Source organism: Allorhizocola rhizosphaerae, assembly GCF_003426775.1.
Taxonomy (GTDB): Bacteria; Actinomycetota; Actinomycetes; order Mycobacteriales; family Micromonosporaceae; genus Allorhizocola; species Allorhizocola rhizosphaerae.
The window spans coordinates 1-25079 of the sequence record NZ_QJUG01000122.1; the positions used below are offsets into that span (position 1 = coordinate 1).

Here is a 25079-nt window from a genome sequence, read left to right on the forward strand (position 1 = left end):
CGCTGCCCCTCCGGGCGGACGGGCCTCGTCCAGTGCTCGGCCTCCGACAGCACGGAAAGCAGCCCGGCCCGGTCGGTGACGGCGGGCGGCATCACGCCCGCGTCGGCCAGCGCGGCGAACGGCGCGAACAGCGCGCCGCCGACGGCGTCGACCGCCCGCACGATCAGTGTGCCGGGCGGCGCGGTGGCCAGGAGCCGCAGCAGCAGGCAACGCAGCAGGCCGGCCACGCGCGGATCGCGGGAGTCGGCGCTGAGCGTCAGATGCCCGGTGCCCAGCAGCGGGATGATCACGGGAAAGGTCACGCCGTCGAGCGGCCGGCCCGATCCAATCCGGACGAACTCGGGCCGCCGATGCTCACCGAGCGGGGCCTCCGCGGGAAGGTCGGCGCCGAGCCAGCCGGGCGCGAGGCGGGCGGCGGCCTCACTCAGCCTGGCCGCGAGCTGGTGCTGCTCGGCCAGATCGGTGCGGGGCAGCGGCACGTGATCGTCGAGCGCCTGCGCGGCGGCCTGAACAATCGCCGCAGCATGGCGGTGCAGGACCGCCGCCTGGTCGATCCGTTCGTTGGCGTGTGCCACGTGAGCGCCCCCTCCGGGAGGTTTCCTCGGGGAATCTAACGCCTGGGTACGACAATCCGTCGCTCACTCGCTCGTCAGATAATCGATGAATTTGGCTCTAATCAGCGGCTCCAGATCCCCGTACTCGTGCCCGGTCATTTCCCGCCACAGCTGCACGGTGTCCTCGATGGCCGCGCCGATGTCGGCCAGCTCGCGCTCCTCGGTCTCGGGCGCGGTGGGCAGGCGGGTGAACAGATCCCAGAAGAAGCCCAGGTCACGCTTGTTTCGTGCCTTGGCGAAGGCCTTCTCGCGCAGCTCCTCGGTCGACAGTGCGTCCAGCTCGGAAAAGTCGGTCACACGTCGCAGCCTAACGGGTGATCCGTGCGGCGCATCGCAAACCGCACGCGCACATAGAAGAACGCTCAGCCACCACGGGGGAAGTGGCTGAGCGTTGTCAGAAGACTACGGGATTACCCGGAGCTCGCGCCAGTGGCGAAGGCAACTGATTTTTGGCAGTGATCGCGATCCGGGCGGCGGTCAGGCGGCTTCGACTCGCCCGAACCACTCTCACCAGCGTATTTTCGACCGATGTCCAAACGCGATCGAATTGTGATCACTCATTTGGGTGGTGCGGCCGGGCGGCTGAGGCGAGGGCCTGCGCGGTGGTCGCATCAGCGGGAAAGAACGATTCGATGGCGAGCTCGGACAGGGTCACGTCGAGCGGGCTGCCGAACGTCGCGATCGTGCTGAAGAAGGTGAGCTCGGTCTCCCCGGCCCGGAGGCGCAGCGGGACCATGATCTCGCCGGGCCCGGGCAGCTCGACGTCGGGCACGGGCTGGTCGCACGGGTACCCCTTGATTTCATCCTCCAACGCGGACACCTCGGGGTCGCCGGTCATCTCCACCACGCGCCGGATGCGTTGCAGGAGATGGCCGCGCCACTCGCCATGATTGATGATTGCCGGCGCGAGGCCGCGCGGATGCAGGCTCGCCCGGATGACGTTGGCCGGCGGGGCCAGCAGTTGCGGGTCGACCAGATCGGTGAACAGCGACAGGCTCGCGTTGGCATCGACCAAATTCCATAGGCGGTCGACGACCACGGCCGGATACGGCTCGTGGCCGGCCAGCAGCTGGCGCACCGCCGCCCGGATCGACGACATCTGCGGATCGTCCAGTGGCGTCTCGGAATAGACCGGCGCGTAACCGGCCGCGAGCAGCAGCCGGTTGCGCTCCCGCAGCGGCACCTCCAGGCGCTCGGTGAGCTGCAGCACCATCTCGCGGCTCGGCGCCGACCGTCCGGTCTCGACAAAGCTGAGGTGCCGCGTGGACACCTCAGCCTGGATCGAAAGCTCCAGCTGGCTGAGCCGGCGCCGCTCCCGCCACTGCCGCAACAGTTCCCCGAACGGCCGCGGCCCGTTGGCCTGCAACATTGTTGTCACGTTAGTGCCCGGCTCGCCGGACCCGCCGCAGCCCCACCCACTCAAGCTCGGCAAACGCACCGACCACGATTCCCTGCAGGGCGACGTAGGCGATGCCGAGGCCGGTCAGCGGCAGCAGGCCGAACGCGATCACCGCCGCGCACCCCACCACCCACAGCACATTGAGCGCGATGATGCCGCGCACCAGGGCGGGGCTGACCGGCCGGCGCACACCGGCAAACCAGACGAGCCCAGCGAAGGCCAGCAGGAAGAGACCAACCGGAAGCGTGAAGGCCGCCGGTAAGCCGAAGAGATCTTTTTGCATTTGGGGTGTACCGATAAAGGCCACGCCGGTCAGGCCGGACGCGATCGCGTCCCACCGCAGGGCCAGCCGGACGAACCGGTCGGCGGGCTTGGCCTGGGCAGTCGTGCCGTCAGTCAGTGCTGTCATGCCCCAAGCCTTGCGGGCTCAGCGAACATTGTCGATTACCTCGGAGGTAATGCGATCGGTCTCGAGCGCCGCCTGCGTTGCGTCGAAGATCTCCTCGCCGAGCCGGCTCGTGCGGTCGGCCACGTCGCGCCACGCCGAGAGCACCTGCGCCGCCGCGTCGGCGTAACCGCGGGCGAACGCGTCGCCCAGCTCGTCGCGCCCCCAGGGGCGGGAGTCGTGGGCGCTCTCGATGCGCGCCCCGGCCGTGCCGCTCGCGCTGAGCAGTGCATCACCGGCCTCGGTCAGCGCCCGCGCCGCGCCGGTCGCCCCGGCCACATCGACAGTGAACTCACTCCCCGCCACGGCGGTCACCGCCCTTCCCGTGCTCTTCTGCGTGCGTTGCTTGGGTGCTCGTGTCACCGCGTGGCATCGCTGTAGCCCATGGCCTCGTCGTGGCGGCGCAGGACGTCGTCGAGGCCCCCGCCGTCGGGGAGAATCTGGGTCAGGCGCTCGCGGACGGCGTCGGCCGCGAGCATTTCCGCCTTGCGCATCGCCTCGACGATGAGCGCCGCGAGCGGCTCGTTGTCTTGCAGCACAAGGTGTTTGAGGTTGCCCTGCGGCCCGACCACGACGGTGACCATGCCATCGGGCGAGCGCACCGTGACCTCCATCGCCTCAAGGTCGCGCCGGAGCGCGTCGACCCCGGCCCGCAGGCGCGTGTATTGCGCGTGCACGTCTTCGAAGCGGCTAAACAGGGCCGTGTTCTCCATGATCCCCCCTGGTCGAGAATGAGCCATCTGCCTGCACTCGCAGCGGGGCGTGGCCCTCGCTGAGAGTCGTCAACGCGGTGTCGATGTCGGGCCCGCAGAACCACGCGCCGGCCTGGTCGAGCACGAAAATCTGGCCGTGGCCGTTGACCACGATGAGACCATCGTCGCCGTCCACGGTGCCGATGGGGTAAAGGACCGCGCGCATCAGATCGGCGAAGCCGATCAGCGCGGGCATGTGGTCGGTCATGGCGCGGGTGATGCCGAGCCGGAACGGACGCACCCAGCACTCCCGGCCGGGCCCCCGTGTGTCGGAGACGACCAGCGGATAACGCTCGATCACGCCGCGCGCGGCCTCGACCGGCGGGATCACCGGGGAAAGCAGCTCGAACGCGATCTGCGCCCAGCGTTTCGGTTCGAACGCCCGCCCATCGGGGAAAGTCGGCACGTCGGTGATCAGGGCGGTCCGCCCGATGGGCGGGATGGCCCGCTCGTCGAGCAGTCCAAAGTGGATGTAGGCCTGGAGGCATGTGTCGCACGGCGCGTCGAGCTGCCGCCGGATCGAGCTGCGCGCCAGGTCGGCGCCGTCGCCCAGCGCACGCGACAGGACGAGGAGCTCGGCGTGCCGCCGCGCACCGAAGACCGGCGACGGCTGCGCCCGGAGCCACTCCGCCAACGCCGGGTCAAGCTCGGGAGGCATGTCACCGACGGAGCTCTCGTGCCACCACACACGGCCATCGGGCGCCTCGATCCAGGCCGTGCGCTCAAGGAGCGGGAGCAGGCTCGGGTAGTCGGGCGGCGGTGGCCCGCTCACCGGCCGCGCGGCCTCATATTCCGCAGCGAGCACGTCGATCGCCCACGGCGGCCACCGGCTCAGCCCACCGGTCTCCTTGTCCAGCACGGTCTTTGCGCCGCCGCCGATGTCGGGCCGCTCGCCGGCCGGAGGAGCCGTCCAGACGGCCCAGCCGGAACCGAACTCCTCCACGAATCCGCGCCACGGCCTGCCACTGCGCAGGGTCGCCGCGTTGGCGAGCCGCTCGGCAAGGCGTCTCGCATCGTCGATCGTCGTCGGCATGCGGCACACGGTACCCGGAGGGTACGACAACTGGTGGCTCTGGCGCGGATGGGTTACGTTGACGACGCGACATCGCCTGTTGGGGAGGATACGTGCCGCTGCCATCACCGATACCTCATCCGCGATCGTCGCTCGGCGCCAATGCGGCGATCGAGCGAGTGGTGGGTGGGGATTGGCCAGAGGGCGACGAGCGGGCGTTGCGCGGCCTGAGTGACCAGTGGCGCGAGGCGGCCAGGCTGGTCGGGCCGCTGGTCGAGGACGCGGGCCGGGCCGTGTCGGGTGCGGTCACAGCGTTTGGCGGGGCCGGCACGCGCCAAGGTGATGCGCTGCAGCGGTTGTGGGAAAAGACCGGGGGATCGCTCGGCGTCGAGGCGTTCGAGGGGCTCGGTGAGCTGGCGGCGGCCGGTGCGCGGGTCATCGAGGCGGCGAAACTCGAGATATATGTTCATGTGACGCAGATGCTCACCGATTTGGAGAGGCTGGGCGCGCTGTCCTCGGCCGGTTCCGGAGTCCCGGCCACGACCGTCGCCGCCGAACCAGTGATCTTGGCGGCGCGGTGCGCGGTCGAACGGGTACTCGACAAGGCAATTAACGAATTGAATGAGCTCGGGTCGACCGCGGCGGCGGTGAAGACACAGCTGGGACAGTTCAGTTTTGGCGTGCCAATGTTGGCCGAGCAGCTCACGACGGTCGATGGGGTGGCTGCCGCCGGAGCTGCCGGGTCGACGACGCAGGCGCCGCAGGCCGAGGGCGGCGATCTCGCGATGGCCTATGGCGTCGGCTACCTCGGCACGGCCACGGGTGCCGCGGCGATGGTTGGCGGTGGTGCGCCGCGTGGGACCGCGCTGCGCGGCAGGTTCGGTGAGCGTGCTCTGCGTGGCGGGCACGTGGCCGAGGTGCTGTCGGCGGTGACTGTGAATGTGATTACCAATGAGAGCCCGAAGCGGCCCGGAGATCTGGCCGGTGTTTCCGCGGCGGTACCCGTTGCGCCTGAGCCGGTAAAAGCCTTGCACGCCAGCCGGGAGGCCACCGCCGCACTGTCATCATTGGACAACCCCAGGCTGACGGGCATGGAGCCCGTCAAGGCTCCCGCGCCGATGGCGGAGGCATTGACCAGGCCTAACGTGGGTCTTGGCCTGGGCCTGCCGAGTGCGGAGCAGCAAACAGGGGGCGCCGCCGCATACGTTAAGGCGCCAACAGCTGCGGCCGCCGTTGGAGCGGCCCCTTCCGTGAGCGGTGCTGCCGGCCTTGGCGCATCTCGGTCGGAGGTCGCCGGCCTTGGTTCACCTCGGTCGGAGGTGGTCGGCCTTGGCACATCTCGGTCGGAGGTCGCTTCCGCGGCCAGGACACCTGCGACATCCGCGACCACTGAGGCGGTGGCACCTGCGTCCAAGGAGGCCCGGCGCACGGGCGGGGCCGTGACCAGTGCAACGCGGGCCGCGGCGGCGTCGGGTGCGATTTCCTCTTTCACATTGTCGGCACTCTCGCAAACGCCAACCTCGGAGAGCCCGTCGCCATCGTCGTCGCCATTGTCGCCGTCGCCTGAAGGATCTGAGGAAGGGCGAGAGCCCGCGCCTTTCATGCTCCTGATGCAGGCCCAGGCGACAACGCCGACGCCTGAAGTGAAAGTGACAGATGAGGCCAGAGAGCCGACGCCGAAGGAATACGAGGACCTCATCGCGGAGGGCGTTGCCGCAGGCCGGCGGCGGTCTGATGCGGTTGCGGTGCCGCGCGAGCTGCCGCCCGTTCAGCAGCAGGCGCTTGAGGCGAGCCGACCCGAGCAGTTTGGCGACCTGCACGGCGACTGGTTGCGTCTGATCGACGCGGGTGGTCCGGCGGTCGATGCCGGCCGGGCAACGATTTCCGTCGCCGTTGTGGAGTCTGTTTTGGACACTTGGTTGCGCGGCGAGCCTCGGGTGGCCCAACCCGGTACCCACCAAATCAAAATGGAAATGAGCGAGAAGCTGCAGCGTCTCCGGCCGGATGGGCAAGGGCTGGCGCGTGTCCAGGCGGCGCTGCGCATCGAGGGACACGGTTCCTGCGCCGTGATTGTGCAGGAACGGGTGCACGGTGAGCGCCACGCAACCACCATCCACAATAGACACGGCGAGCTGTTTTACGTTGACGCGCAACGAAAAGTCGCCCCGGTTTCCACCGCCCCACCGCCCACCGAGGGTGTGATCCGGCTCGATGCGATGGCCTTGACCGCGGCCGACGCGCAGATCGACCTCGCCCGCGGCAAGTCGGCTCCGACCGAGTGATTGTGCCGTTCGGTTGGCGGCAAATGCGGCTTTGCGGGAAGATCGATGCATGCCGTTCGTCGTCGCGGCACCAGCCGCAGTGATCGGGGGATTGGGAGCACTCTGGGTCACACTGACCCTCCTGATTGGATTGGAAGCCGGGTTTCTCAGCGGTGTGATCCTTGGCTTGGGCGCGTTTGTGCTGCTCGCGGTCAGTCATGGGGCGCCGGTCGCCCGAGTGACGCCACCCCGCTGGCGAAGATCGCTGCTGCTCGGCCTGCTCTGCGGCGTCGCGTTATGGCTGGTCAGCGTCGCTGCGATCGGTCCAATCGGGAGTGTGGCCGGCGCTGTGGTCGGTGGGTTGGCTTGCGCCATGGCCGATCGCCGGACCACCGCCACCCGGCGCGCCACCCTGCTGCACCGCGCCCTGCTGGTGTTGCTGCTGCTTGTGACGCTGGAAAGATTGACGGCCAAGGCTTTCTTCGACAACGATCCCTACGCAGGGCTCGGTGCGCTCTGCGCGGTGATCGCTGCTGCGTTTATTCCGATGGATCGGATCCGGCGCTGGACCGCCGAGCGGCAACCGGTTCCGGCGAAGATTATTTATCGAGATTTTGGCGGGTACCGGGCTGAGGCCCTGGCATTGGCCGCCTTCCTTGAGCCGGTGGACGTGCCAAAGTCCCTGCTTATCGAGACCGCACATGAGATCGGGGCGGGGAAGGCCGGCTCGCTGCGAGGTTTGGCGGCCACGGCGATGGTGGAGACGGGGCCCGATTCGCTCAACGTGAATCCGCAGGCGCAAGAGTTCGCGCGCCAGCGCATGCTCGCCGATGAGCGGCGGTGGTGGACGGCGCGGGCGGTGCGAATGCTCACCGAGGCGTTCCCGCCCGGACCGTGGGCGTCCGCGGAGTCGCGGGCCTGGTGCGAACGGCTCATGCCGCACGCGTTGGCCCTGTCGGGGTGGGCGGAAAAGCACAACGTGGAGCGCGGCGCGATGGCGCTGCTGCTCGACGAGGTCGCCGGTTATCTGGCCGAGGCGGGGCGGCTCGAAGATGCCCGCTCTGCGGCGGCGCTCGCCGTCGCGCATGCGGCTGCCGGATTCGGCCCGGCTTCGCCCGAGGTGGCGACCCTGCACGCCCGGCTGGAGCAGCCGCAGCAGACGGCGGTGGACCGGGCCGAGCTCGCGCACCAGTTCGCGCTGCTCGGCGACGGGCATCGCGATACGGGCGATCTCGATGCGGCGCGGCGGGACTACCGCACGGCGCTGGTCCACGCCCGGTCGGCCTTGGGCGGCCGGCACGAACTCGTGGGGGACCTGCGGGCACGGCTTGCGGCGTTGCCGGCACCGGCCAGGGACGAGTCCAACGAGCGCAGGCTGGTCATCGGCTGCTTTTCGCTCGTTGTCGCCAGTGTGCTGATCTGTGTCGGGGCGGTCGTGCTGCGCGGGATCGGCGATGGGCGCATGCGCGCCAGCGAGGACGCCCTGGCGCGCGTGGAACAGTTGGCTGAGCTGTGCGCTTCCAGCCCGCGATACTTCCCTGCAGCGGATGCTTTCGCCGGCGCGGAGCCCCACCCGGTGCGCCTGTTCCGCAAGTCCAATAACGACAGCGAGTTCACCCTCGAGCCCTACACCGTCGCGCCGGCCGCACCGTCCGCGACCCAGCTCGTCGGATGCGTCACCCAAACGCGCACCGGCCCCAACCTCGCCACCTGCAAGTATCCCGATCGCCCAGAAATCCCACTCCACCAGGCCACCTACGTGCTCAGCATTTACGAGACGCGCACCGGCGCCAAACTCGGCACGCAAACCCTCACCGCCACCCACGGCGAGTGCCCACCGTCATACCAGCCCCCACCCGAAACCAAGCCGTGGATGCTCTACGCCGCCCCAGCAGACGACCAGTACCGCCAAGCCATCCTCCTGGTCGAAGACCTCCTCATCCGCCCGTCGAGTATCGTCCAGTCCGGCGTCGCCGCAGCCAGATAACCCCAACAATCACCGCCGCAGGAATTGTCCCCAACACCCACCACGGAAACCGCCCCCCACCGGGCATCTCCGGCCGCGCCACCGCCACCGACGCACTCACCCGCGCCGTCGCACTCACCCCTGGCGACACCGTCTCCCCAGGCAACTCCGCTGTCAGCGCCGCCACAATGTTGAGCACCCCATGCCCGTACTCATCATCCCGCCCCGGCGCCCCCCTGTCCGTCGCCGTAGCCGTCAACCGCCGGATCACCTCCTGTGCCTTCAGGTTCGGATAACGTGCCCGCACCAGAGCCACAGCCCCCGCGACAATCGCCGCCGCATCCGACGTGCCCGTACCCTCCCGATACCCACCGCCCTTGTCCGTGCTAGAGATATTGTCGCTAGGCGCGGCTATATCCACCTCCGGCCCTGCTACCGAAATCCTCGACCGATTCCCATTCCGATCCACCCCCGCCACCGCCATTACCCCAGAGATTGCTGCTGGATAGCGAACGCGCTGATGGGTCGGTCGGTTGCCGACGGCGGCCACAACCACAACATCCGCACGGATAGCGGCCTCGGCCTCCTGTCGCAGCAGCAAGTCGTCTTCGTCAACGACGCGCGATATAGAAACGACATCGGCCTCGTTTGCAACCGCCCACCTGATGCCTTGAGCCAGGGCCGATACCGCGCCAGACGTCGAAACTGTGGTGCGCACAGGCAGAACCCGGGCTTCCGGTGCCATTCCAGAGACCCGCCCAGTCGCCGCGATTATTCCCGCCATTGCCGTGCCGTGTCCGTCGCTGTCAATGCGCCCATTTCCTCCAGAGGTAGACGTAAGATCGGTGCCAGGTAGCACAGAGTCGGCTAAGTCGGCATGATCGGCGTCCACACCTGAATCGAGGAGAGCTACCTTGACGTTGTTACCTCTCGATAGCGCGTGTGCCTCGGGCGTTCTCAGGTATTGATGAAACCACTGACCGTCGGAAACCTCGTCTATCACAAGCGCATGACCGAGAGCAACGAAGGCAAGACACATGGCGTTGGCAATAACGCCTTGTAGTGTCATCCGGAGATCTTCCTGAGAATTATGTGTGGTTCATCGGCCCCTCTACTCTGGAAACGCCATGGATAGGCCAATTCCGCAAACCACTGTTTAAATGCTTCCTCTTGGTCGGCATTTGTTCGACCAGGGCAAGAGTCCTCATTTTGGCTATTGTCAATGACCGCTGGACCACCTACATTTGTCGGCCACACGGTATTAGCGGCACGCCGATACAGGCTGTTGCCGTTTCGGGATTGAATGACTGATGGCGATGCGATAGGGCTTAGCGGCAGGATACCCATTTCGCGGCCACTGAGGACGTTGGACGCAGTCGACCTCCAACTGGGATTACCAACCGACCCGACAACTCCACCTGGGCCTACAATCGGCGAACCTCTCCCGGTCGACGGGCTGTTGCGGTACGAGGGATTGAAACGGTCTCTGCTCTGTGGCATTGGCACGAGAAATCCGTTGCGCGTCACACCTGGACCTGGAAGGACATATATGCCGCCGTGTGGCGCGTAAAGATTCCCTGGTGGTACCGGCAACATAGATACCGGTTGTCCAGGGATGGCCGGGACAAGCGAAATATGATTCGGTGATGAGGTTAACATTGGACCATGGGGGGCACGATCGAGCCAAGGTTCATATCCCGGCACAGGCGGGACAGGCACTGCTTCCCCAGAGGTCACGTCGCCGCCCGAGCCGATACCAATCGCTCGGGAATGTTGGTCGACGCTGAGATCGTATAGTTCCGGAGCGAGAATGCGTCTGCGGTGGTCACGGATGGCTTCGTCTGTCTTGACCATGATGGCTTGGGCCTCAGCGTTGAGGTCTTTGGCTGCCTCGTCCCACCACTCTGGAACCCAGTCGGTAGTGACATTGTTCCATTGACTGTGGATGCGCTCGACCTTGTTATGGGCTTCGGCGTACGTCTCCATGATGCCGTGCAGGGCGTAGGCTGTGCTTTGAGCGCAATTTGCGTCGGAAAGCAACGACTCTGCGAACCTCTCGAGGTGGTTGAGCACTCCTAAGGCGGCGGGTGACTGCCACGCCTGTGTTAGGTTGAAGTGCTGCACCCTGAGACGGCGATGATGGTCAACGAGCAATTCGGCGAGCCCTCGAAAGCCATCTACCTGCTCCCACCCCTGCGGATCATCTTCTGCAGCGACAATCTCCCATATGCGCGGAACGTCGAACGCCGTCCAGTCGACGCGTTGGCCATAGAAAGTCGGTTGTTCCGGCACGGGCGCATATGGCATCGGGCCGATGAAGGGTGCTGTCATGGCTGTGCCCCGGTTGCGGATTGATGCGGTGAGACTGGAGGTAATGCCTCGTTGAGGCGCTCGATCACTGATTCGATGCCGAGTGCAGATATCGCGTCGGTATCGGCGTAGGCGTCGAGGATGTTATCCAGGAACGTCGAGATCTGTTCTGCGCAGCGAAGATGGCTGACGTTGTTATGGGCGTAGCGCTTTAAGACATAGATGAGCGCTCGCGCAGCAGCGTCGGCCTCTCCGGAGGGAGATCGCCGTCCGAATGGTACGCCCTGATGAATCTTTTGATCAGCTCGGGAAAGGCCTGGGCGTAGACCCTGCTCTGTATCAAGCCCAAAGGCCTTACATATGTCGCGAAGTTGAGCTAAATCGACCGCAATTCCTTGCGATGAGTACGTCATGAATCCTCCCCCGTCCACGGCGAGATAGGGCTATGAGATGTCACCGTGTCCTACTGTGCGTTGATCGATGGCAGCGTATCTCACGATTCCAGCGCGCGCAGTCCCGATGCTCGCGGCTGTGGATAACTCGCGTTTGCGATCCTGGGGTTGTGGATACAACCGAAAAGCAAGAACAAGATCGTGAGAAGGCCAGACCCATCTTGCGTCGCTCACTTCGATCCGCTATAGATCTTCAGGATCAGGTTTGCATTGGCGTTGCAGCGACGCGGGCGGGCACGGCCGATAATCGACACGGCCAGCTCGCCGTTCCACAATGGTGGTATGCGGTGGAAGCGTGTTTTGGCGATTGGTGCGGTTGCTGTGGCTCTGGGAGCCGTGGGAGCTGTCAGTGCGACGTTGCTGGCCTACCACGACGCCACAAAGATTGATCGAAGCAACCCGAAGGTCGTACTGAGCGAATATTTGCGGGCATCGCTTGTGAGGAAGGACAAGGTCGGCGCCGAGCTTTATTCGTGTTCTGACCAAGAAAAGTTTGCTGCTGTTCGCATACTCCGCGACGAGCTTGACCAGCGGGAACGAGACTTTGGTGTTTCGGTGGTTGTCGAATGGGGCGCCCAAGACCGAGTTGATCAAGGCGACAAGGCTCTCCTCACAACAGGTCTGAGCATTATCGCCATCAAGAACGGTGTCGAGCAAAGTAGTAGCGAGCAGCGTTGGCGTTTCACCCTCATCAACGACGACGGCTGGCGGGTCTGCGGCGCCGAACGACTCCCATCCCCTACGCCCACGCCCACCTCTATTCCAGCCACAACTCGCTCACCGGCAGCGCCCTAGTCGCGGGCGCCTTGCCCGTTGCCGCCCAGGCGTACCAATCCGCCTCGGCTACCACCCTCACCCACGGCATGCCGTCCTCTCCCTCGTGTGCCTCGGTCACGGCCCTCAAGCCGCGCGTCTCCCCATCCTCTCCCGTATGCACCATCCTCCGCCCCGTCAACTGCGCAACGCCCTCCGCCGCAACCGCCGGCCTGTGCGGCGGACCATCCAACGAAACCAGCGCAGGCGCTCCCGATGCCGCCGTCGACGTCTCCAGCGCGGCCGTGTGGATGGTCTCGACCCAAACCCGTTCAATCGGTACCAGCGCCGCCGCCACCTCGGTCCGATCCCGTTCAGCCCGGTACCACTCGGATTCCGCCAACACCGGCACCATCGTCCGTGCCCCCTGCTTTACCACCGCATCGGCGCGCATCCCATCACGCCATCCATGCCCCGGTACCCCGATCAGCACCCGTGCCCCCCGCAGCGTTCCGCCGCTAGCGATCACATTCACCGCCGGCACAGGCACAATCGGCGCCGGCGGTGTACGCCATTGCGCCGCCCATCGCGCAAAATCGGCCTCGGTCATCGGCGCATCACGCCCGCACCAACACGCGCACACACACCCCCATCACACGGCCGCCTTACCCAGCGGTGCCCCCCTCAGCGCCATGAACACCACCGGATCCACGGCTCCGCGCGAACTCCGGTCCCCATCCAAATGCACCTCGAAGTGCAAATGCGGTCCGGATGAGTTTCCGGTCGTCCCGACAACCCCGATAATGTCTCCTGCGGCCACCCGGTCACCTACATTTACCTTCGGCTTTGAATTCATATGGCAGTACCGCGTAATCACCTGCCCCGCATGCAGAATCTCCACAAACCATCCGCACCCGGGAGTTGACGGCGATCCGTCCCGATCGCAGTTGCCGACGTCGCAGCGGCTCACAATCACCACACCTGACGCCGACGCCAGTATCGGCGTATTCCGTCCCGCGCCCAAATCCACCCCGTGATGTGACGGCCTTTGCGCGGTCCTAAAGGCGGACACCACCTCGGCCCCAACCGGCGCAGTCCATCCCGACGCCGAGATCTCACCAAATCCCGCACACCTCAACTGCCCGTCGACGAGGACGGCCCGCGCTGCCCCATCCGTGAGCGAGTTTACGATCTGCGTCGCGAGCGGTTCGTGTTTCGCATACGCGTTCGGATACGCACTGATCTGAACCCGTTGCGCAGCAACAGTAAGCGGCAGTATCTCCCACCCGTCAACCTTCAGCAGCTTCTCGTAAAACTTCGTCGCCGAATAGCTCGGGTCCATGATTTGTTCGGGGGTACCCCATCCCTGGCTCGGTCGTTGCTGAAACAGCCCAAGGGAATCGTGGTCGTTGCGCGGCCCCAGATGTCCGTGATTGGTCAGGGTGCTTTCCTGCATCGCGGTGGCGACCGCAATCACCCAACCCCGCGGCGGTACCTTCATCTCCTGCCCGGTCTTCACAATTATCGCGGCATTGCGTACCTGATCCGGCCCATAAGGCCCGACCCGATCGAATTCGCCATTCACGCTGATCACATTGGGCCCGCCACAGCCAAGGGCATTGGACAAATTCGACTGACTATTGGCCAGGTCACCAAAAATGACGGCGCTCACCGCACCGCCACAGCACAATAATGCCAAAACCCCGGTCACGGCCAGGATCAAACCCGGTTTTAAAACCTTTTTGGGGGTACCGCGCAGGGGCGCGCTCATCGTCGGGGGCAGAGGTGGCTTCATCTCACTGTCGCTCCCAGTCAATTCCGTCGACCAGCCAGCGACCGGAGGTCAGCACCATCCTCAGCCGCAGCTTGCCCACATCAATCGGGAAGATAACGTCCACGCTCGCATCCGCGTGCACCTCGGTCGTCGCGACACCGGTGATCCGATCCGCAGGCACGGATGCCGGGTCCACTCCAGACAGCTCGGCCGCCAGCGCCTTCGTGCACAGCGGGACCAGTGCGTCCCGCCACGCCTGCGCCGACCGCTCATGATCGATCCAATTTTGCGCGAACACCGTCGCGGCGCCCACCACCTCGGGTCCCGTCGCGGCCTGTTTCGGCGTGGGTGAGGGCTGCAAGTCCACCACGCTGTCGTTGCCCGTACTTGGGTCCACCGTCGACACAGGCGTCTGTCCCTGCGGCACCATCGGCTCGGGCTCACCGCCAACCAGCCGCCCGATCGCCACCACCAATGCCACGATGAACAACAGCGCCAAGGCCACCGCCGTGCGGGGCCGCACCGGCAACCAGCTCACCAGCCGCCCCGCCATCGCTACCTCGTCTCCGCGCGCGCCTCGGTCCGTGCTTCCTGCTGTGACGTACGACTCGGTTCATCCGCCCCGATCGTCGGCGGCGTCGCCTGGTGCGGCACCGACGCGGGCCGATACACCGCGTACCCCGGCGCACCCTCTGGAACGTCCGCTGTGGACCACTCGCGCCGGACCCGCGTCGCATCCTCTGCCCCATGATCGGGCGCTGGCTGCGCCTCCGACCGTCGTACCACCGCCGACTCTTCCGCCTCTGCCCGCGACTCCGGCACTCCAGTGGCCACAGACCCCGCGGCCACCACCGCAACCGGCGCCGCCGTCACCGCAGGCGTCGGCCGGGCCATCAACAGCGCACTCCCGCTACTCCGCCCACTCAACTGCGTGATCCGTGTATACGGCCGCAGTAGCACCCAACCGACAACACCGCACAGCAACACGAGCGTCACTTGAAGCCAACCCGGCAAACTTCCAGTACTCATAATGAGATCAACAGCAAACAAATAGATCGCCGCGCCAGTCCCAAAGATGACCACGTTGAAGACCGCCGCCAAGACCGCATTGACGAGTCGCCGGATCCCAGCGCTTGCCGGTCTCAACAATCCAATGGTTCCCAGCGCCGGGGCGGCAATCACAGCCCAGCGAATAACCAAGAATCCAAGCAAGACCAGCAACGACGCCACAATGTCGAAGGACGCGTATGCGACCGCGGCAATAATCGCGACAAAGCCTGCGCCTACCCGCTCCATGCCCTTTGTTCCGCGCAGATACTCATACGCCTCAGGATCTTCAGCCCGGATCTGCTCCGCAATCTTCATCCACTCACGCTTTTTGGCGTCTATGATGCCTTGACGTTGAGCCGGATCGTCCCTGATGGACTGCATATCCTTCCAGCTGAAAGACTTGGCTCGATGAAGTGCGGGGCCATACTTAAGCGCCGTTTGGCTATCGGCTGAACCGAGTGTGCCGCGCAACCAGTTGCGATATAGCAGACTCTCAACCGCTGTGTCGCCGGCGCGGACTGCGGGCCGCCTGGTGTCGTCACACGCGCCCGGTGTGGGATCGTTGCACGGCTGCCCTGGCTGACTCGTATCCGGTCCGATCGCGTCATGCACGACTCCTAGCGTCCCGACCAGGGCATTGTCCGCGATGTTGGCGGAATGCACCGGCCACTTCGCCAATGCCGTCACTGCTATAAGCACAAGCAGGGCCCATCCGACGGTAGTCAAGGCGGCAGACATATGAGCTTGTCGTGATCGCCACAAGAGGTAGAGGCCAATGACGCCAATCGTGATCACGCCGAATACGCTGAAAACGCGTGTATAGATGGCCTGGGTCGCGCCCTGAACCAGCGGGTTTGCCCAGGCCCAAAGGTCGCCCGGATTCCACGCCTTCTCGCGAAGCCCGTTGCTGGCTGCCACGATGCCTGTAGCAATCATGAACTCGCCGTTGGCGATCGTGGACTCGAGCTTGTGGTCCGGATGCATCAGCGTGTCCGCGCAGCCGATGTCATAGGTCGTGTAGTCGTACCCGGCGTATCCGTATCGCGTGTACCTTCCAACCCGCCCGTTGACGGACCAGGTCGGTTCGACCGCGAACCAGCCGCCGAAGCCTGAGTCGGGAGCTGACGGGTTGGGGGCGCGCAGGCACTGCACGCGTGCCGCTGGCACCTCCTGCAGTCGGGAGATGCATTCGTCCGGCCCTCTTGCCCGCCATTCCTCCAGCGAGCACAACGGGTCCCCGGGCGGCATCGCGCCCGACGCATTCACCGTCTTGGCCTCAGCTGGAGCCGCGCTTGAGGGCGTACCGAAGTAGGTGCCCATGAAGAGCACCAGCACGGCGAGGACGAGGCAGCGGAGTCTGTTCAACGGCGGGCCGCCTGCCCGGTCGGGGTGGTATCCAGGGTCGCCAGCAGTCCGTCCACATAGGACACATCCACGCGCACGCGCTGCACCCTACTATCCACGTCGCGCAAGACAAACTCGCGGTATCCGAGCCGCCCCGCGCTATTCGCATCCGGCGCCGACAGCGACGCCAGCACAGCCTCATATCCCACATCCGTGGGCACCCGCAGCAGCCGCAAAGCGTCCGAGGCGATCTCCGGGTCCTGCGCGATGCGCCCCACGAAGACCGTCGACACCAGGTTTTGCACGTCCAGCCCGAGGATGTCCTTCGGGTTCTGTGACGCCACCAGCGCCGCCAGGTTCCACTTCCGCGAGTCCCGCGCGAGCCGGACCAGGAATGACCGCCCGGACCGCCAGCCCTCCATGAAGTGTGCCTCGTCAAGCCCCACCAGCTTGCGCTGATGCATATCGCCCGAGTAGCACCGCCGCACGGCCAGCCGGTGCGCCGTGTGCAGCATCGGCAACGCGAGCGCCTCCTCGGCGGACCAGTACTCCCGCTCAATCTTCAAGTCGGGCAGCCGCAGCCCCGACATCGTGATCACCGTCAGTGCCGCATCCGTGCCCAGCAGTTCAGGCGGCGGCGAGCCGAAGAACAGCAGTGCCAACGGCATCTCGGCCGTGTCGAGCAGCAGGTTGGCCAGCTCCCGCCCGGTCTCGTCCAGCTCTGCCAAACACCGCACCACATCGTCCAACGTGGACGTTTCCTCGGCCGGAACCGTCCGTACCGCATGCCGAAGCAGCGTCGCCGTCGAGGCCTCCCGTGCCACCTGCGGCGGCACGAGCATCGAGCAGATGTCCTGCACCAGCATCCGGCGCTCTGCCCGCGCATTCGAGACGGCGATCTCGAACTCCCGGTTGCCCGCGTGTCCCGCGACGAACTCCGTCCGCGACGGGGTCGGGATCAACGAATAAGGCGCAAGCGTCCCCTGCTCTCCGCCGGTCAGGTTCAGCACCCGCGTAAACGGCCGAAGCTCCGGCATCGAGGCCAGTCTGGCCAGCGGCCCGCTCGGGTCGAGCAAGGTGACCTGCACACCCCGCCGCGCGTTCAGGTATCCCATGGCACCGAGCAATGTGGACTTTCCACCGCCGGGCTCGGCCACCATGACCGCAAGACCGGACCGCTCCCGCACCTCCATAGGAAAGTGCGGGTCCAAAAACACCGGCCGCCGACATGTGCCCGCCGTCCGCCCCAGCAGATCCCCGCGCCGATCCCCAACGGTCGAAGCCGCCTGGGGCAGCGCGGCCGCCAGCAACCGAACCGGCATGCGCCTCAGATAACCCGTATTCGCGATCGGCTCACCCGGGATGAACTCCCGCGCCAACTGATCCTGCTGCTTGGGATGCTGCAAGGCTATCCGCAACTCGCGCCCGTAGGCCGCCGTCATCGCCCGCGCCCGCTCCAGGCACTCATCCCTTGACGATCCGCTCACCGCGATCCGGTGCCACCCGTGTGCTCTCGCGGAGTCGACCGGCAGGCCGGTCGTCATCTCGTCACCGAGCACCAGCGCCCGCCCCGCCAACCGCTCCAGCTCCGGCGGCGCGTCCATGCCATGCTCCAGATAATCCTGCTGCTGCGAGCGGATCATCCGCAGCCGGTGCTCCAGGTTCCGGAACGAATCCTGCGGCCCGAGGATATCGACCCGCGACGAAAGCTCCATCGGCCAGGGCAGCCGCTCATGGAAATGCAGCCATGGCTCATGCCGCTCCGGAATGTCCAGCGGTTCCATCCGCCCGACCGTCAGCACAGCCACATGCCGCTCCTCGCCCGTCATCCTATTGACGAGCTTAACTGTGCTGCCGTACGGAGTTCTATACCGTTCTATATTTTCGGTGAGCGCGAGCAGATCGCCCGGCTCCCACTGTCCATGCCCGACGGTGCCAATGCTCACTGGCGGCGCCATGCCGAGCGCCACCGACCGGTACAGCAACCACTCCAGCTCGGCTGCTGCCGCCCGCTGGCCGCGCATGCCGAACGCCGCGAGCACCTCGTCGAACTGCTCGACCTGCCGGCCCAGCTTCTTGCGCTCGCTCTCCGGGGTGCCCTTCCCGAACGCCTTCAAGATCCGCTCGCTGAACGAGTCTCCGATCGCGCGCCGGGCGAACGTGACGCCCAGGAAGGTCTGCCCTTCCGCATGGTTGACCTGCTGCAGGTGCTGCTGCGCCGCCACCAGGTGATCGGCCCAGCTGGGCGCGCCGGGCACTGTCGGGAGTGGACGGACGGTCAGGTGGTCGAGCTGCGCCGCCCACTGGTCGGCCGGAAACGGCCGGGTCGTCCTGCGGATGTGCAGCCTGAACCCGGCGAGCCCGGCGAACTGCTCGCTGATCGCCGACAGCAGCGCCTCCCGCTCCGGGTCGGGCCGGAACGCCCAGCGCACCTCTGGCAGCAGATACCACGCGGTGACCGCGTGTGCGGTGAATGTCAGGTGCCCGGCGATCTCGGAGATCTCGATCTCCTGCGCGGGCGAACGGTCGCGCTTGAGCTTGGGCGGCTTGGGCGCCTTGACCGGCTTGGTGTTGACCCGCTGCGGCGGCTTGACGGCGGGCACCGTCCGGGCCGCGTGCCGCCCGGCCGGCTGCACCGGCGGCGGAGGGATCGGCACCACCGGAGGCGCGCTGACCGGCCGCATCGGCGGCGGCATCGGTGCCTGCGGTATCGGTGCCTGCGGTATCGGTGGCTGCGGTATCGGTGGCTGCGGTATCGGTGGCTGCGGCGTCTGATGCACGTGCACATGCCTCGGCTGCCCCGGCTGCTGCCCCTGTACCGGAGGGCTCGCCGGCCCTGGACGGATCGCCTGCACCGGCGGCGGCTCGATAAACGTGGGCGGCGTCGGCGGCGGCCCACTGATCTTCACGCCGCCGGGTGACGCCGCGGCGCCGTCAAACAGCTCCAGGAAGGGCGATTCAACGTCCAATGTGGGCGGTCCGGCCGACCGTCCGGGTGGCAGCGCCGGTGGTGGATTTTTTTGGGGGGTACCGCGCAAGCGCGCCGCTGCTTGCGCCGCCGCCTCACGCATCTCGGCCGCCCGCCGCTCCGCCGCACGCTGCAGGTCATCGGGCCGCTCGCCCGCATCATGCGAAGCGCCGGGAGCCGGGCCCGGCGTGCGCCGCTGCGGGGGCCGAAACGACGCGACCGGCCCCTCCGCAGGGATCGCGTCGGTGACCGATTCGTCGAGGTCGAGCTCGAACTCCTGATCGTGTGTCGTCACGTGATCCCTCCCCGGACCATGACCCGCCGGGCGACAAGCTTAGGGTCGCGCCGCTCGGCGGCGGACTCGCGGGAGCGCCGCCAGTCGGTCAGCGCCGTGCGGATCACCATGCGCGCCGGCCGGTCGGGATCGACGTGCCGGAACACATAGGACGTGGTCACGATCGCGAGCGCGATCTCCCACGCCGGAAAGGGGTCCCACCCACCGCGGAAGAACGCGAAGATGAACATGTAAAGCGGGACCAGCAGCGCGAACAAACCGTACTGCGCGTATGGCAGCTGGACCGGGAACGTGTAGCCGGGCGGCCCAAGGTAGACGAGCCGGGCCCGGTAGATGTCGTCGTCCGTCCGCAACCGCATGAGTCAAGCCCCGCCCCACGTCTACTGGAACACGATGTTGATCAGGCTTTGACCGAACAGGAACAGCGCGCCCGCGCCGACGATGAAGGCGATTCCGATGAGCGCGATCGCCGAGCTGGTCAGCACTTTGGACACCTCGCCTCGGCTGGCCCGGCCGATGAAGATCACGCCCAGGACGGCCAGCAGGATGGGCGCGATCGTCTTGGCGAACCACCCGAGGATGCCGGTCGTGTTGATGCCGCCATTGCCCGGCCCCGGGGTCGGTTGTGCCAGCAAGAATTCGGCAACCCCGCCGATCAGCGACGTGGTGGCGTTCATTGGTCTAACCTCCCCCGGATGCCTCGGCGGATCAACTGTGCTTAGCCTTACGGAAAGGTGCGCTCAGCTGTGGGATGCGCCGATGACACCCTGTTTCGTGTCGAACACTTTCTGTACACGTGCGCCTGTCAGCGCACCCCTGAGCGTACGGGTCGTCACAGCGAGCGACAAGCGATGTAACTATGTCATCGGGTGTCGGAAGCTCGCCTGTGCATCGTGACGCTCACGTCGTTAAACGCATGCGGGATAGGGGCCTGTGGCTTGTGGACGGTGACCGTTGCCTCGTTCACACGTTCGAATGAAAGGCATACGTCGAGCAGCCGCGCCGCAAGCGTTTCGAGTAAATTCACCGGTTCGCCGGAAACCACCTCCGCAAGCCGCGAAGCGAGCTCGCCATAGTGGACAGTGTCAGCCACGTCATCACTGGTCGGAAACGTGAACCCGAGCGTCACGTCGACCACGAAGTCCTGCCCGTCGCGGCGCTCGAAATCGAACACGCCGTGGTGGCCGCGGACGCGCAGCCCCTCCAGCCTCACAAAGTCCATTGCCGCCACACCTTCAACGCGTCCATCGTGGCGCGCACGTCATGCACCCGCACTCCCCACGCCCCGGCCTGCGCAGCCAGCACACTGGTCGCGGCCGTCGCGGCGTCCCGCTCGGCCGCCGGGCGCCCGTCCAACAGCAGGCCCAGGTAAGACTTGCGCGATGCCGCGAACAGCACCGGGTACCCAATCGAAATGATCTCGGAGAGCCGGCGGCAGATCGCCCAGTTATGTTCGGCGGTCTTGGCGAATCCCAGCCCGGGGTCGACGATGATCCGCTCGCCCGCGATCCCGGCGGCAAGCGCCTCGTCGACCCGCTGTCGCAGCTCGTCGCGCACCTCGGTCACCACGTCGCCATAGGTGGCGAGCTTTTGCATGTCGCGCGAGTGGCCGCGCCAATGCATGATCACGTAGGGGCAGCCCGCCTCGGCCACGACCCGCACCATCGCCGGATCGGCCAGGCCACCCGACACATCGTTGACGATCGACGCCCCGGCCTCCAGTGCCGCCGCCGCCACGCTCGCCCGTGACGTGTCCACACTGGTCGGCACGCCCGCCGCGCGCAGTGCCTCAATAACCGGAATAACCCTTTTTATCTCGGTACCGGCGTCGACCCGCTCCGCGCCCGGCCGGGTGGACTCCCCACCAACGTCGATGACGTAGGCACCCTCGTCGCGCAGCTGCACCCCGTGCGCCACCGCGGCCTCAAGGTCCTGGTAGAGCCCACCGTCCGAAAACGAGTCGGGGGTGACGTTGAGGACCCCAATCACCACCGGCAGGCCACGATCATCGGTCACACTGCGATTGTGACTCAGGTGGTCTTCTCGATCGGGAGCAACCTCGGCGACCGTGGCGCCCATCTCCGGGCGGCCGTGGCCGGCCTGGCCGCCAACGGTGTCGTGCAAGCGGTCTCGGGCGTCTACGAGACGCTGCCGTGGGGCGAGGCCGATCAACCGGCCTATTACAACGCCGTCGCGCTGGTGACGGGCCCGCACGACGTGGACGAGTGGCTGCGCATCGCGCAATCGCTCGAACAAGCCGAGGGGCGCGAGCGCGACCCGCGCCGCCGCTTCGGCCCGCGCACGCTCGACGTGGATCTCATCGCCGCGTGGACCGACGACGGGACGCCCATCGAGCGCGACGACCCGGACCTGACGCTGCCGCACCCGCGCGCCCACCTTCGCGCCTTCGTGCTGCGCCCATGGCTGGAGATCCAGCCCTACGCCCGGCTGCCCAGGCACGGCTGGGTAAACGATCTTGTGCTGTCCGACGCCCTCGCCGACGACGTCGCGGCCATGAGGGTGGTGAGCGATGTCGAGTTAGAGTGATACAGCGTGAGCATCGGGGAGAACAAAGGCCCAGAGCCGCGATTGCGGCCGACCAGCGCAGCCACGCTTTTCGTCGCGGGCCTCGCCGCCGCAGCCGTGGCCTGGTTGTCGATCAGTTTTTGGTACTGGGACATCCTCCAGCTGCCCTGGCTGCCCGCGGTCACCATGCTCGCCCTGGCGGTCTTCGAGTTCGTGCTCGCCGTGCAGACCAAGGCGCGCATCGAGCGCAAGCCGGGCCGGCCGCCGGTGGAGCCGCTCGCGGTCGCCCGCTACGTCGTGCTGGCGAAGGCGTCCTCGCTCGCCGGCGCGATCTTCCTCGGCTTCACGGCCGCCGTCACTGTCTGGCTTGTCGTAAAAGCGCAGCGTAACGATGCCGCGGGCGCCGACCTGCCGACGGCCATCCTGTCCGTCATCGCCTCGCTCGCCCTCGTCGGCGCAGCTCTCTGGCTGGAGCGCGCGTGCCGGGTGCCGGAGCAGCCCGATTCGAAGGACACGGATCAAACCCAGCTTCGTCCGTAGGACTGTTGGTTTCACGTTTGAGCCGGTAGGTTCGCCCGCGTAGCCGGTTCGTACCTCGGCGACCGGCAGGCGGCTAGCGGAGGCGTGATGGTCATGGTTTATGGACGTGACTCTGACGCGACTGACGCCGGGCAGCTCAGCGGCCGGCACAGTCTGTCCAGGTCAGGTTCGGCGACCAATCTGGACGACGTGTTCGACGATCCCGCGCACGGCGACGTCGGCCGGGACCGGCTCGGGGTTCACTTCGCCTGGGAGGGCGTGCTCCTGCTGGGTGCGGTGGTGCTGGCATACCTGCTGTATGCGAACTATCGCGACGTCGTCACCGGTGCCGCGCTCAAAGATCTGCTCGTGCTGGGCTCCGTGCTCGGCATGCTCGCCCTCGGCGCGGCGATCACGCTGCGCGTGGCCGCGCCCAACCTCGCGCTCGGCTCGATCGCCATGGCCAGCGCGCTCTACTACGCCAAGCACGGTGGCGACAACATCATCACCAGCTCGATCACGCCGATCGCGGTGGCCATGGGGCTGGGCGTGGGCATCGCCATCCTCGTTGTCGGCTTCCACGTGCCAGGCTGGGCCGCGAGCCTGGTCGCGATGCTGGTGACGATCGCCTGGATCAAGAATCAGTTCCCGTCGTCGATCTCGGTCAACGGCGTGTTCGACCCGAGCAACCGCGCCTACTACCTGTTCGGCGCGTTCGCCGTGCTGAGCGTCGTTGCCGGGCTGCTCGGGCTGATCAAGCCGATCCGGCGCGGGGTGGGCCGGTTCCGCCCGATCGCGGACCCGGCACTGCGCCGCGGCGGCCTTGCCGCGACCGTCACCGCGCTCGGGCTGGTCCTGTCCAGCGGCCTGGCCGCGACCGCGGGGATCATCATGGCCACGATGCTCGACAGCGCGGGCAAGCCGGTCGACCCCTCGGAGGGCATCGAGCTCACCGCGCTGGCGGTCGGCGCGGCGCTGGTGGGCGGGGTGAGCGCGTTCGGCCGGCGCGGCGGGGTGTTCGGCACGATCCTCGGCACCGTGCTGATCGTGCTGCTCATGACATACGGTGACCGCGCGGGCTGGCGGATCTCCGAGTTCGTGCTCGCGGCCGGAGCGCTGACCACGGGCCTGATTGTCACCCGTTTGGTGGAGACGTTCGGCCGGCCGCTGGAGCTTGGCGGGCCCGAGGACTGGTCCGACGTCGGCGTCGGCGCGACCACCACCTGGTCAACGACTTCCACCAGCGACGACCCGTGGTCCGGGCTGTCGTCCGCGCCGTCCTCACCACCACCGACCACCACAACCACCACCCAGTGGGGCGACACGGATCGCTGGAGATAACCGTTAGTCCGCTATGGCAGGAAAGCTTTTCTGGCCTTCCCCTGGGCGGCGACGGTCGGTAACCTCTAGCGCTATGCCGGCCTCCAATACGCGGGAAGATCAGCGCAACGCGCAGATCTTTTCGGTGCTGTTCTGGGTCGGCGTCGGCCTTGCCCCGCTGGCCGCGCTGGTGCTGCTGATCGGCAGCGGCACGGGTTCGCTGCGGGCGTGCCTCGGATTGGTCATCCTGTCGGTCATCCTCATCGGTGTCTCGATCATGCTGCGCCGCGACTCCGACGGGCTGCGCGCCGAGCTTGAGGACACGGTCTTCGAGGAGATCGACGCGCTGCGGGCCGACGTGCGCGACGACATCGCCCACGCGGCGCAGGCGACCCATCGCGCGTTCGGCGAGAAGATGCAATTCCTGCTCGACCAGATCGAGTCCACCAAGGCCGATCTGGCCGCGACCAAGGTTCACGTCGACGCGCTGCGCCACGGGATCACCAGCCCGCCCCCGCCACCGCCACAGCGGCACGCCGCGAGCGCGGAGGTGCATCAGCCCGCGTCCCGGCCGGGCATGCCGCCGGGCGTCGTGCGGCACACCGAGACCGTCCAGGTGACCACGCGCCACACGGTGATGGACCCGCACGACGAGATGCCACGCGGCACCACCTACGGTCGGCCGGCCCCGGTGAGCGTCCCCCGCGCCGAGGAGTCGTGGACCGACCAGCGGCTGCGCGAGCAACATGAGCGCCGCAGGGAGGAGCCGGCCGAGCGCTGGCAGCCACGTGAGCCACGTGAGCCACGTGAGTCCTATGCGGACCAGCGGCCCGGCCTGCTCGACGACGATGAGCGCCGTCCCGGGTTCCGCGCGGGCGACCGGTGGGCCAGCGTGCGCAGCGACGACCGGGGGCGCGAGCTACGGATGGGCGAGCGGCGCGCGGCGCTGCACTCCGACGGGTCCGGCACGGAGCTGCGCATCGAGGACCGCTGGGCCGCAGTGCGGCGCGAGGCCGGGCTGCCCGCCCAGTCGTGGCAGCAAGACGACTATCGCGACTATGACCCGGAGCGGCCCGACCGGCGCGCGATCACCGGCGCCGACCGCGAGGAGCGCTGGTCGGACTACCAGTCCGATTACGACCGCGAGCGCGACCGCGACTACGACCGCCGCTGGCGCTAGTAGTACTTTGTTATGTTGTGTCGTCGAATGTGCGGTTGCAGATGTGGCATGCGCCGGTGATGACCATGAGTATGGGTTGCAGGAGCCGCAGCACGGCGTAGAGGGTCAGGCCGGCGCATCCACTTTTGGGTCCAGGCGC

Annotated in this window: 25 protein-coding genes and 1 pseudogene; 7 read left to right on the forward strand and 19 right to left on the reverse strand. The window is 66.8% G+C overall.

Annotation, left to right across the window (positions count from 1 at the left end; all coding sequences use genetic code 11):
• The 7 genes and pseudogenes from DM816_RS24665 to DM816_RS24695 all read right to left on the reverse strand — a co-directional run.
• Positions 1 to 575, reverse strand: a pseudogene (locus tag DM816_RS24665) (FtsK/SpoIIIE domain-containing protein); the annotation flags it as partial.
• 63 nt (positions 576 to 638) lie between these two features.
• Positions 639 to 911, reverse strand: coding sequence for a hypothetical protein (locus DM816_RS24670; RefSeq protein WP_117212778.1), 273 nt, complete (start codon positions 909 to 911; stop codon positions 639 to 641).
• A 256-nt stretch (positions 912 to 1167) separates the two neighbouring features.
• Positions 1168 to 1983, reverse strand: a complete 816-nt coding sequence (locus DM816_RS24675; RefSeq protein ID WP_117212779.1) for a helix-turn-helix domain-containing protein — start codon at positions 1981 to 1983, stop codon at positions 1168 to 1170.
• Between the two features lie 10 nt (positions 1984 to 1993).
• Entirely contained in the window at positions 1994 to 2422 is a 429-nt protein-coding gene (locus DM816_RS24680; protein WP_117212780.1) for a hypothetical protein, read from the reverse strand.
• An 18-nt stretch (positions 2423 to 2440) separates the two neighbouring features.
• Entirely contained in the window at positions 2441 to 2821 is a 381-nt protein-coding gene (locus DM816_RS24685) for a hypothetical protein (RefSeq protein ID WP_162907793.1), read from the reverse strand.
• Complete coding sequence (locus DM816_RS24690) at positions 2818 to 3171, reverse strand: YbaB/EbfC family nucleoid-associated protein (RefSeq protein WP_162907794.1); 354 nt, start codon at positions 3169 to 3171, stop codon at positions 2818 to 2820. The genes DM816_RS24685 and DM816_RS24690 overlap by 4 nt, the downstream gene beginning before the upstream one ends.
• Positions 3149 to 4243, reverse strand: coding sequence for an SUKH-3 domain-containing protein (locus DM816_RS24695; RefSeq protein ID WP_162907795.1), 1095 nt, complete (start codon positions 4241 to 4243; stop codon positions 3149 to 3151). Before DM816_RS24695 ends, DM816_RS24690 begins: the two co-directional genes overlap by 23 nt.
• A gap of 92 nt (positions 4244 to 4335) precedes the next feature.
• Between DM816_RS24695 and DM816_RS24700 the strand changes: the two genes are divergently transcribed.
• Positions 4336 to 6504 carry a WXG100-like domain-containing protein gene (locus tag DM816_RS24700; RefSeq protein ID WP_162907796.1) on the forward strand — a complete coding sequence of 723 codons (2169 nt, stop codon included), beginning with the start codon at positions 4336 to 4338 and terminating at the stop codon, positions 6502 to 6504.
• Between the two features lie 49 nt (positions 6505 to 6553).
• Positions 6554 to 8470 carry a hypothetical protein gene (locus DM816_RS24705; RefSeq protein WP_117212785.1) on the forward strand — a complete coding sequence of 639 codons (1917 nt, stop codon included), beginning with the start codon at positions 6554 to 6556 and terminating at the stop codon, positions 8468 to 8470.
• On the opposite strand, the gene DM816_RS24710 is transcribed toward DM816_RS24705, so the two are convergent.
• Genes DM816_RS24710 through DM816_RS42855 form a run of 3 tightly spaced genes read right to left on the reverse strand, consistent with a single transcriptional unit; the run spans position 8421 to position 11172 of the window.
• Positions 8421 to 9518: a S8 family serine peptidase gene (locus DM816_RS24710; protein WP_117212786.1), complete on the reverse strand. Its 1098-nt coding sequence runs from the start codon at positions 9516 to 9518 to the stop codon at positions 8421 to 8423. The two genes, DM816_RS24705 and DM816_RS24710, sit on opposite strands and share 50 nt — an antisense overlap.
• Positions 9515 to 10780 carry a hypothetical protein gene (locus DM816_RS42850; RefSeq protein ID WP_162907797.1) on the reverse strand — a complete coding sequence of 422 codons (1266 nt, stop codon included), beginning with the start codon at positions 10778 to 10780 and terminating at the stop codon, positions 9515 to 9517. Before DM816_RS42850 ends, DM816_RS24710 begins: the two co-directional genes overlap by 4 nt.
• Positions 10777 to 11172, reverse strand: a complete 396-nt coding sequence (locus DM816_RS42855; RefSeq protein WP_162907798.1) for a hypothetical protein — start codon at positions 11170 to 11172, stop codon at positions 10777 to 10779. The genes DM816_RS42850 and DM816_RS42855 overlap by 4 nt, the downstream gene beginning before the upstream one ends.
• Before the next feature lie 321 nt (positions 11173 to 11493).
• On the opposite strand from DM816_RS42855, the gene DM816_RS42860 reads away from it, so the two are divergent.
• Entirely contained in the window at positions 11494 to 12006 is a 513-nt protein-coding gene (locus DM816_RS42860; protein WP_162907799.1) for a hypothetical protein, read from the forward strand.
• Here DM816_RS42860 and DM816_RS24715 read toward each other — a convergent pair.
• The 9 genes from DM816_RS24715 to folP all read right to left on the reverse strand — a co-directional run bounded on the left by DM816_RS24715 (position 11969) and on the right by folP (position 21411).
• The gene (locus tag DM816_RS24715) at positions 11969 to 12574 is read right to left on the reverse strand and encodes a hypothetical protein (protein ID WP_117212787.1); all 606 of its coding nucleotides are present in this window, start codon (positions 12572 to 12574) and stop codon (positions 11969 to 11971) included. The two genes, DM816_RS42860 and DM816_RS24715, sit on opposite strands and share 38 nt — an antisense overlap.
• A 42-nt stretch (positions 12575 to 12616) precedes the next feature.
• Complete coding sequence (locus DM816_RS24720) at positions 12617 to 13735, reverse strand: M23 family metallopeptidase (protein ID WP_117212788.1); 1119 nt, start codon at positions 13733 to 13735, stop codon at positions 12617 to 12619.
• A gap of 25 nt (positions 13736 to 13760) precedes the next feature.
• Positions 13761 to 14291 (reverse strand): hypothetical protein, encoded by a 531-nt coding sequence (locus DM816_RS24725; RefSeq protein WP_117212789.1) that lies wholly within the window; start codon positions 14289 to 14291, stop codon positions 13761 to 13763.
• A 2-nt stretch (positions 14292 to 14293) separates the two neighbouring features.
• Positions 14294 to 16108 (reverse strand): MFS transporter, encoded by a 1815-nt coding sequence (locus DM816_RS24730; protein WP_425455273.1) that lies wholly within the window; start codon positions 16106 to 16108, stop codon positions 14294 to 14296.
• Positions 16109 to 16149: 41 nt separating this feature from the next.
• Positions 16150 to 19395, reverse strand: a complete 3246-nt coding sequence (locus DM816_RS24735; RefSeq protein ID WP_425455272.1) for an ATP-binding protein — start codon at positions 19393 to 19395, stop codon at positions 16150 to 16152.
• Positions 19392 to 19754 carry a hypothetical protein gene (locus tag DM816_RS24740; protein ID WP_117212790.1) on the reverse strand — a complete coding sequence of 121 codons (363 nt, stop codon included), beginning with the start codon at positions 19752 to 19754 and terminating at the stop codon, positions 19392 to 19394. The genes DM816_RS24735 and DM816_RS24740 overlap by 4 nt, the downstream gene beginning before the upstream one ends.
• Positions 19755 to 19775: 21 nt before the next feature.
• Positions 19776 to 20072 carry a hypothetical protein gene (locus DM816_RS24745; RefSeq protein WP_117212791.1) on the reverse strand — a complete coding sequence of 99 codons (297 nt, stop codon included), beginning with the start codon at positions 20070 to 20072 and terminating at the stop codon, positions 19776 to 19778.
• A 185-nt stretch (positions 20073 to 20257) separates the two neighbouring features.
• Positions 20258 to 20617, reverse strand: coding sequence for a dihydroneopterin aldolase (gene folB, locus DM816_RS24750; protein WP_117212792.1), 360 nt, complete (start codon positions 20615 to 20617; stop codon positions 20258 to 20260).
• Positions 20605 to 21411 (reverse strand): dihydropteroate synthase, encoded by an 807-nt coding sequence (gene folP / locus DM816_RS24755; RefSeq protein ID WP_246002197.1) that lies wholly within the window; start codon positions 21409 to 21411, stop codon positions 20605 to 20607. Before folP ends, folB begins: the two co-directional genes overlap by 13 nt.
• Before the next feature lie 9 nt (positions 21412 to 21420).
• Here folP and folK point away from each other — a divergent pair, with 9 nt between their 5' ends.
• From folK to DM816_RS24775, 4 genes are all read left to right on the forward strand, one after another.
• A complete protein-coding gene (gene folK / locus DM816_RS24760) occupies positions 21421 to 21942 on the forward strand; it encodes a 2-amino-4-hydroxy-6-hydroxymethyldihydropteridine diphosphokinase (RefSeq protein ID WP_117212794.1) in 522 nt (173 codons plus the stop codon).
• A 6-nt stretch (positions 21943 to 21948) separates the two neighbouring features.
• On the forward strand, positions 21949 to 22461 hold the full coding sequence (locus DM816_RS24765; protein WP_117212795.1) for a DUF3180 domain-containing protein: 513 nt from the start codon (positions 21949 to 21951) through the stop codon (positions 22459 to 22461).
• 93 nt (positions 22462 to 22554) lie between these two features.
• Entirely contained in the window at positions 22555 to 23781 is a 1227-nt protein-coding gene (locus DM816_RS24770; RefSeq protein WP_162907800.1) for an ABC transporter permease, read from the forward strand.
• A 73-nt stretch (positions 23782 to 23854) separates the two neighbouring features.
• A complete protein-coding gene (locus DM816_RS24775; protein ID WP_117212797.1) occupies positions 23855 to 24940 on the forward strand; it encodes a hypothetical protein in 1086 nt (361 codons plus the stop codon).
• Positions 24941 to 25079 lie beyond the last annotated feature (139 nt).

Bases quoted from the DNA above. Each gene is read 5' to 3' on its own strand.
- DM816_RS24730 (WP_425455273.1), bottom strand. From the start codon at position 16,108: ATGGGCACCTACTTCGGTACGCCCTCAAGCGCGGCTCCAGCTGAGGCC.
- DM816_RS24775 (WP_117212797.1), top strand. From the start codon at position 23,855: ATGCCGGCCTCCAATACGCGGGAAGATCAGCGCAACGCGCAGATCTTT.
- DM816_RS24715 (WP_117212787.1), bottom strand. From the start codon at position 12,574: ATGACCGAGGCCGATTTTGCGCGATGGGCGGCGCAATGGCGTACACCG.
- DM816_RS24770 (WP_162907800.1), top strand. From the start codon at position 22,555: ATGGTTTATGGACGTGACTCTGACGCGACTGACGCCGGGCAGCTCAGC.
- DM816_RS24680 (WP_117212780.1), bottom strand. From the start codon at position 2,422: ATGACAGCACTGACTGACGGCACGACTGCCCAGGCCAAGCCCGCCGAC.
- DM816_RS24690 (WP_162907794.1), bottom strand. From the start codon at position 3,171: ATGGAGAACACGGCCCTGTTTAGCCGCTTCGAAGACGTGCACGCGCAA.
- DM816_RS42855 (WP_162907798.1), bottom strand. From the start codon at position 11,172: ATGACGTACTCATCGCAAGGAATTGCGGTCGATTTAGCTCAACTTCGC.
- DM816_RS24740 (WP_117212790.1), bottom strand. From the start codon at position 19,754: ATGCGGTTGCGGACGGACGACGACATCTACCGGGCCCGGCTCGTCTAC.
- folB (WP_117212792.1), bottom strand. From the start codon at position 20,617: ATGGACTTTGTGAGGCTGGAGGGGCTGCGCGTCCGCGGCCACCACGGC.
- DM816_RS42860 (WP_162907799.1), top strand. From the start codon at position 11,494: ATGCGGTGGAAGCGTGTTTTGGCGATTGGTGCGGTTGCTGTGGCTCTG.
- DM816_RS24745 (WP_117212791.1), bottom strand. From the start codon at position 20,072: ATGAACGCCACCACGTCGCTGATCGGCGGGGTTGCCGAATTCTTGCTG.
- DM816_RS24705 (WP_117212785.1), top strand. From the start codon at position 6,554: ATGCCGTTCGTCGTCGCGGCACCAGCCGCAGTGATCGGGGGATTGGGA.
- DM816_RS24725 (WP_117212789.1), bottom strand. From the start codon at position 14,291: ATGGCGGGGCGGCTGGTGAGCTGGTTGCCGGTGCGGCCCCGCACGGCG.
- DM816_RS24710 (WP_117212786.1), bottom strand. From the start codon at position 9,518: ATGACACTACAAGGCGTTATTGCCAACGCCATGTGTCTTGCCTTCGTT.
- DM816_RS42850 (WP_162907797.1), bottom strand. From the start codon at position 10,780: ATGACAGCACCCTTCATCGGCCCGATGCCATATGCGCCCGTGCCGGAA.
- DM816_RS24695 (WP_162907795.1), bottom strand. From the start codon at position 4,243: ATGCCGACGACGATCGACGATGCGAGACGCCTTGCCGAGCGGCTCGCC.
- DM816_RS24675 (WP_117212779.1), bottom strand. From the start codon at position 1,983: ATGTTGCAGGCCAACGGGCCGCGGCCGTTCGGGGAACTGTTGCGGCAG.
- DM816_RS24720 (WP_117212788.1), bottom strand. From the start codon at position 13,735: ATGAGCGCGCCCCTGCGCGGTACCCCCAAAAAGGTTTTAAAACCGGGT.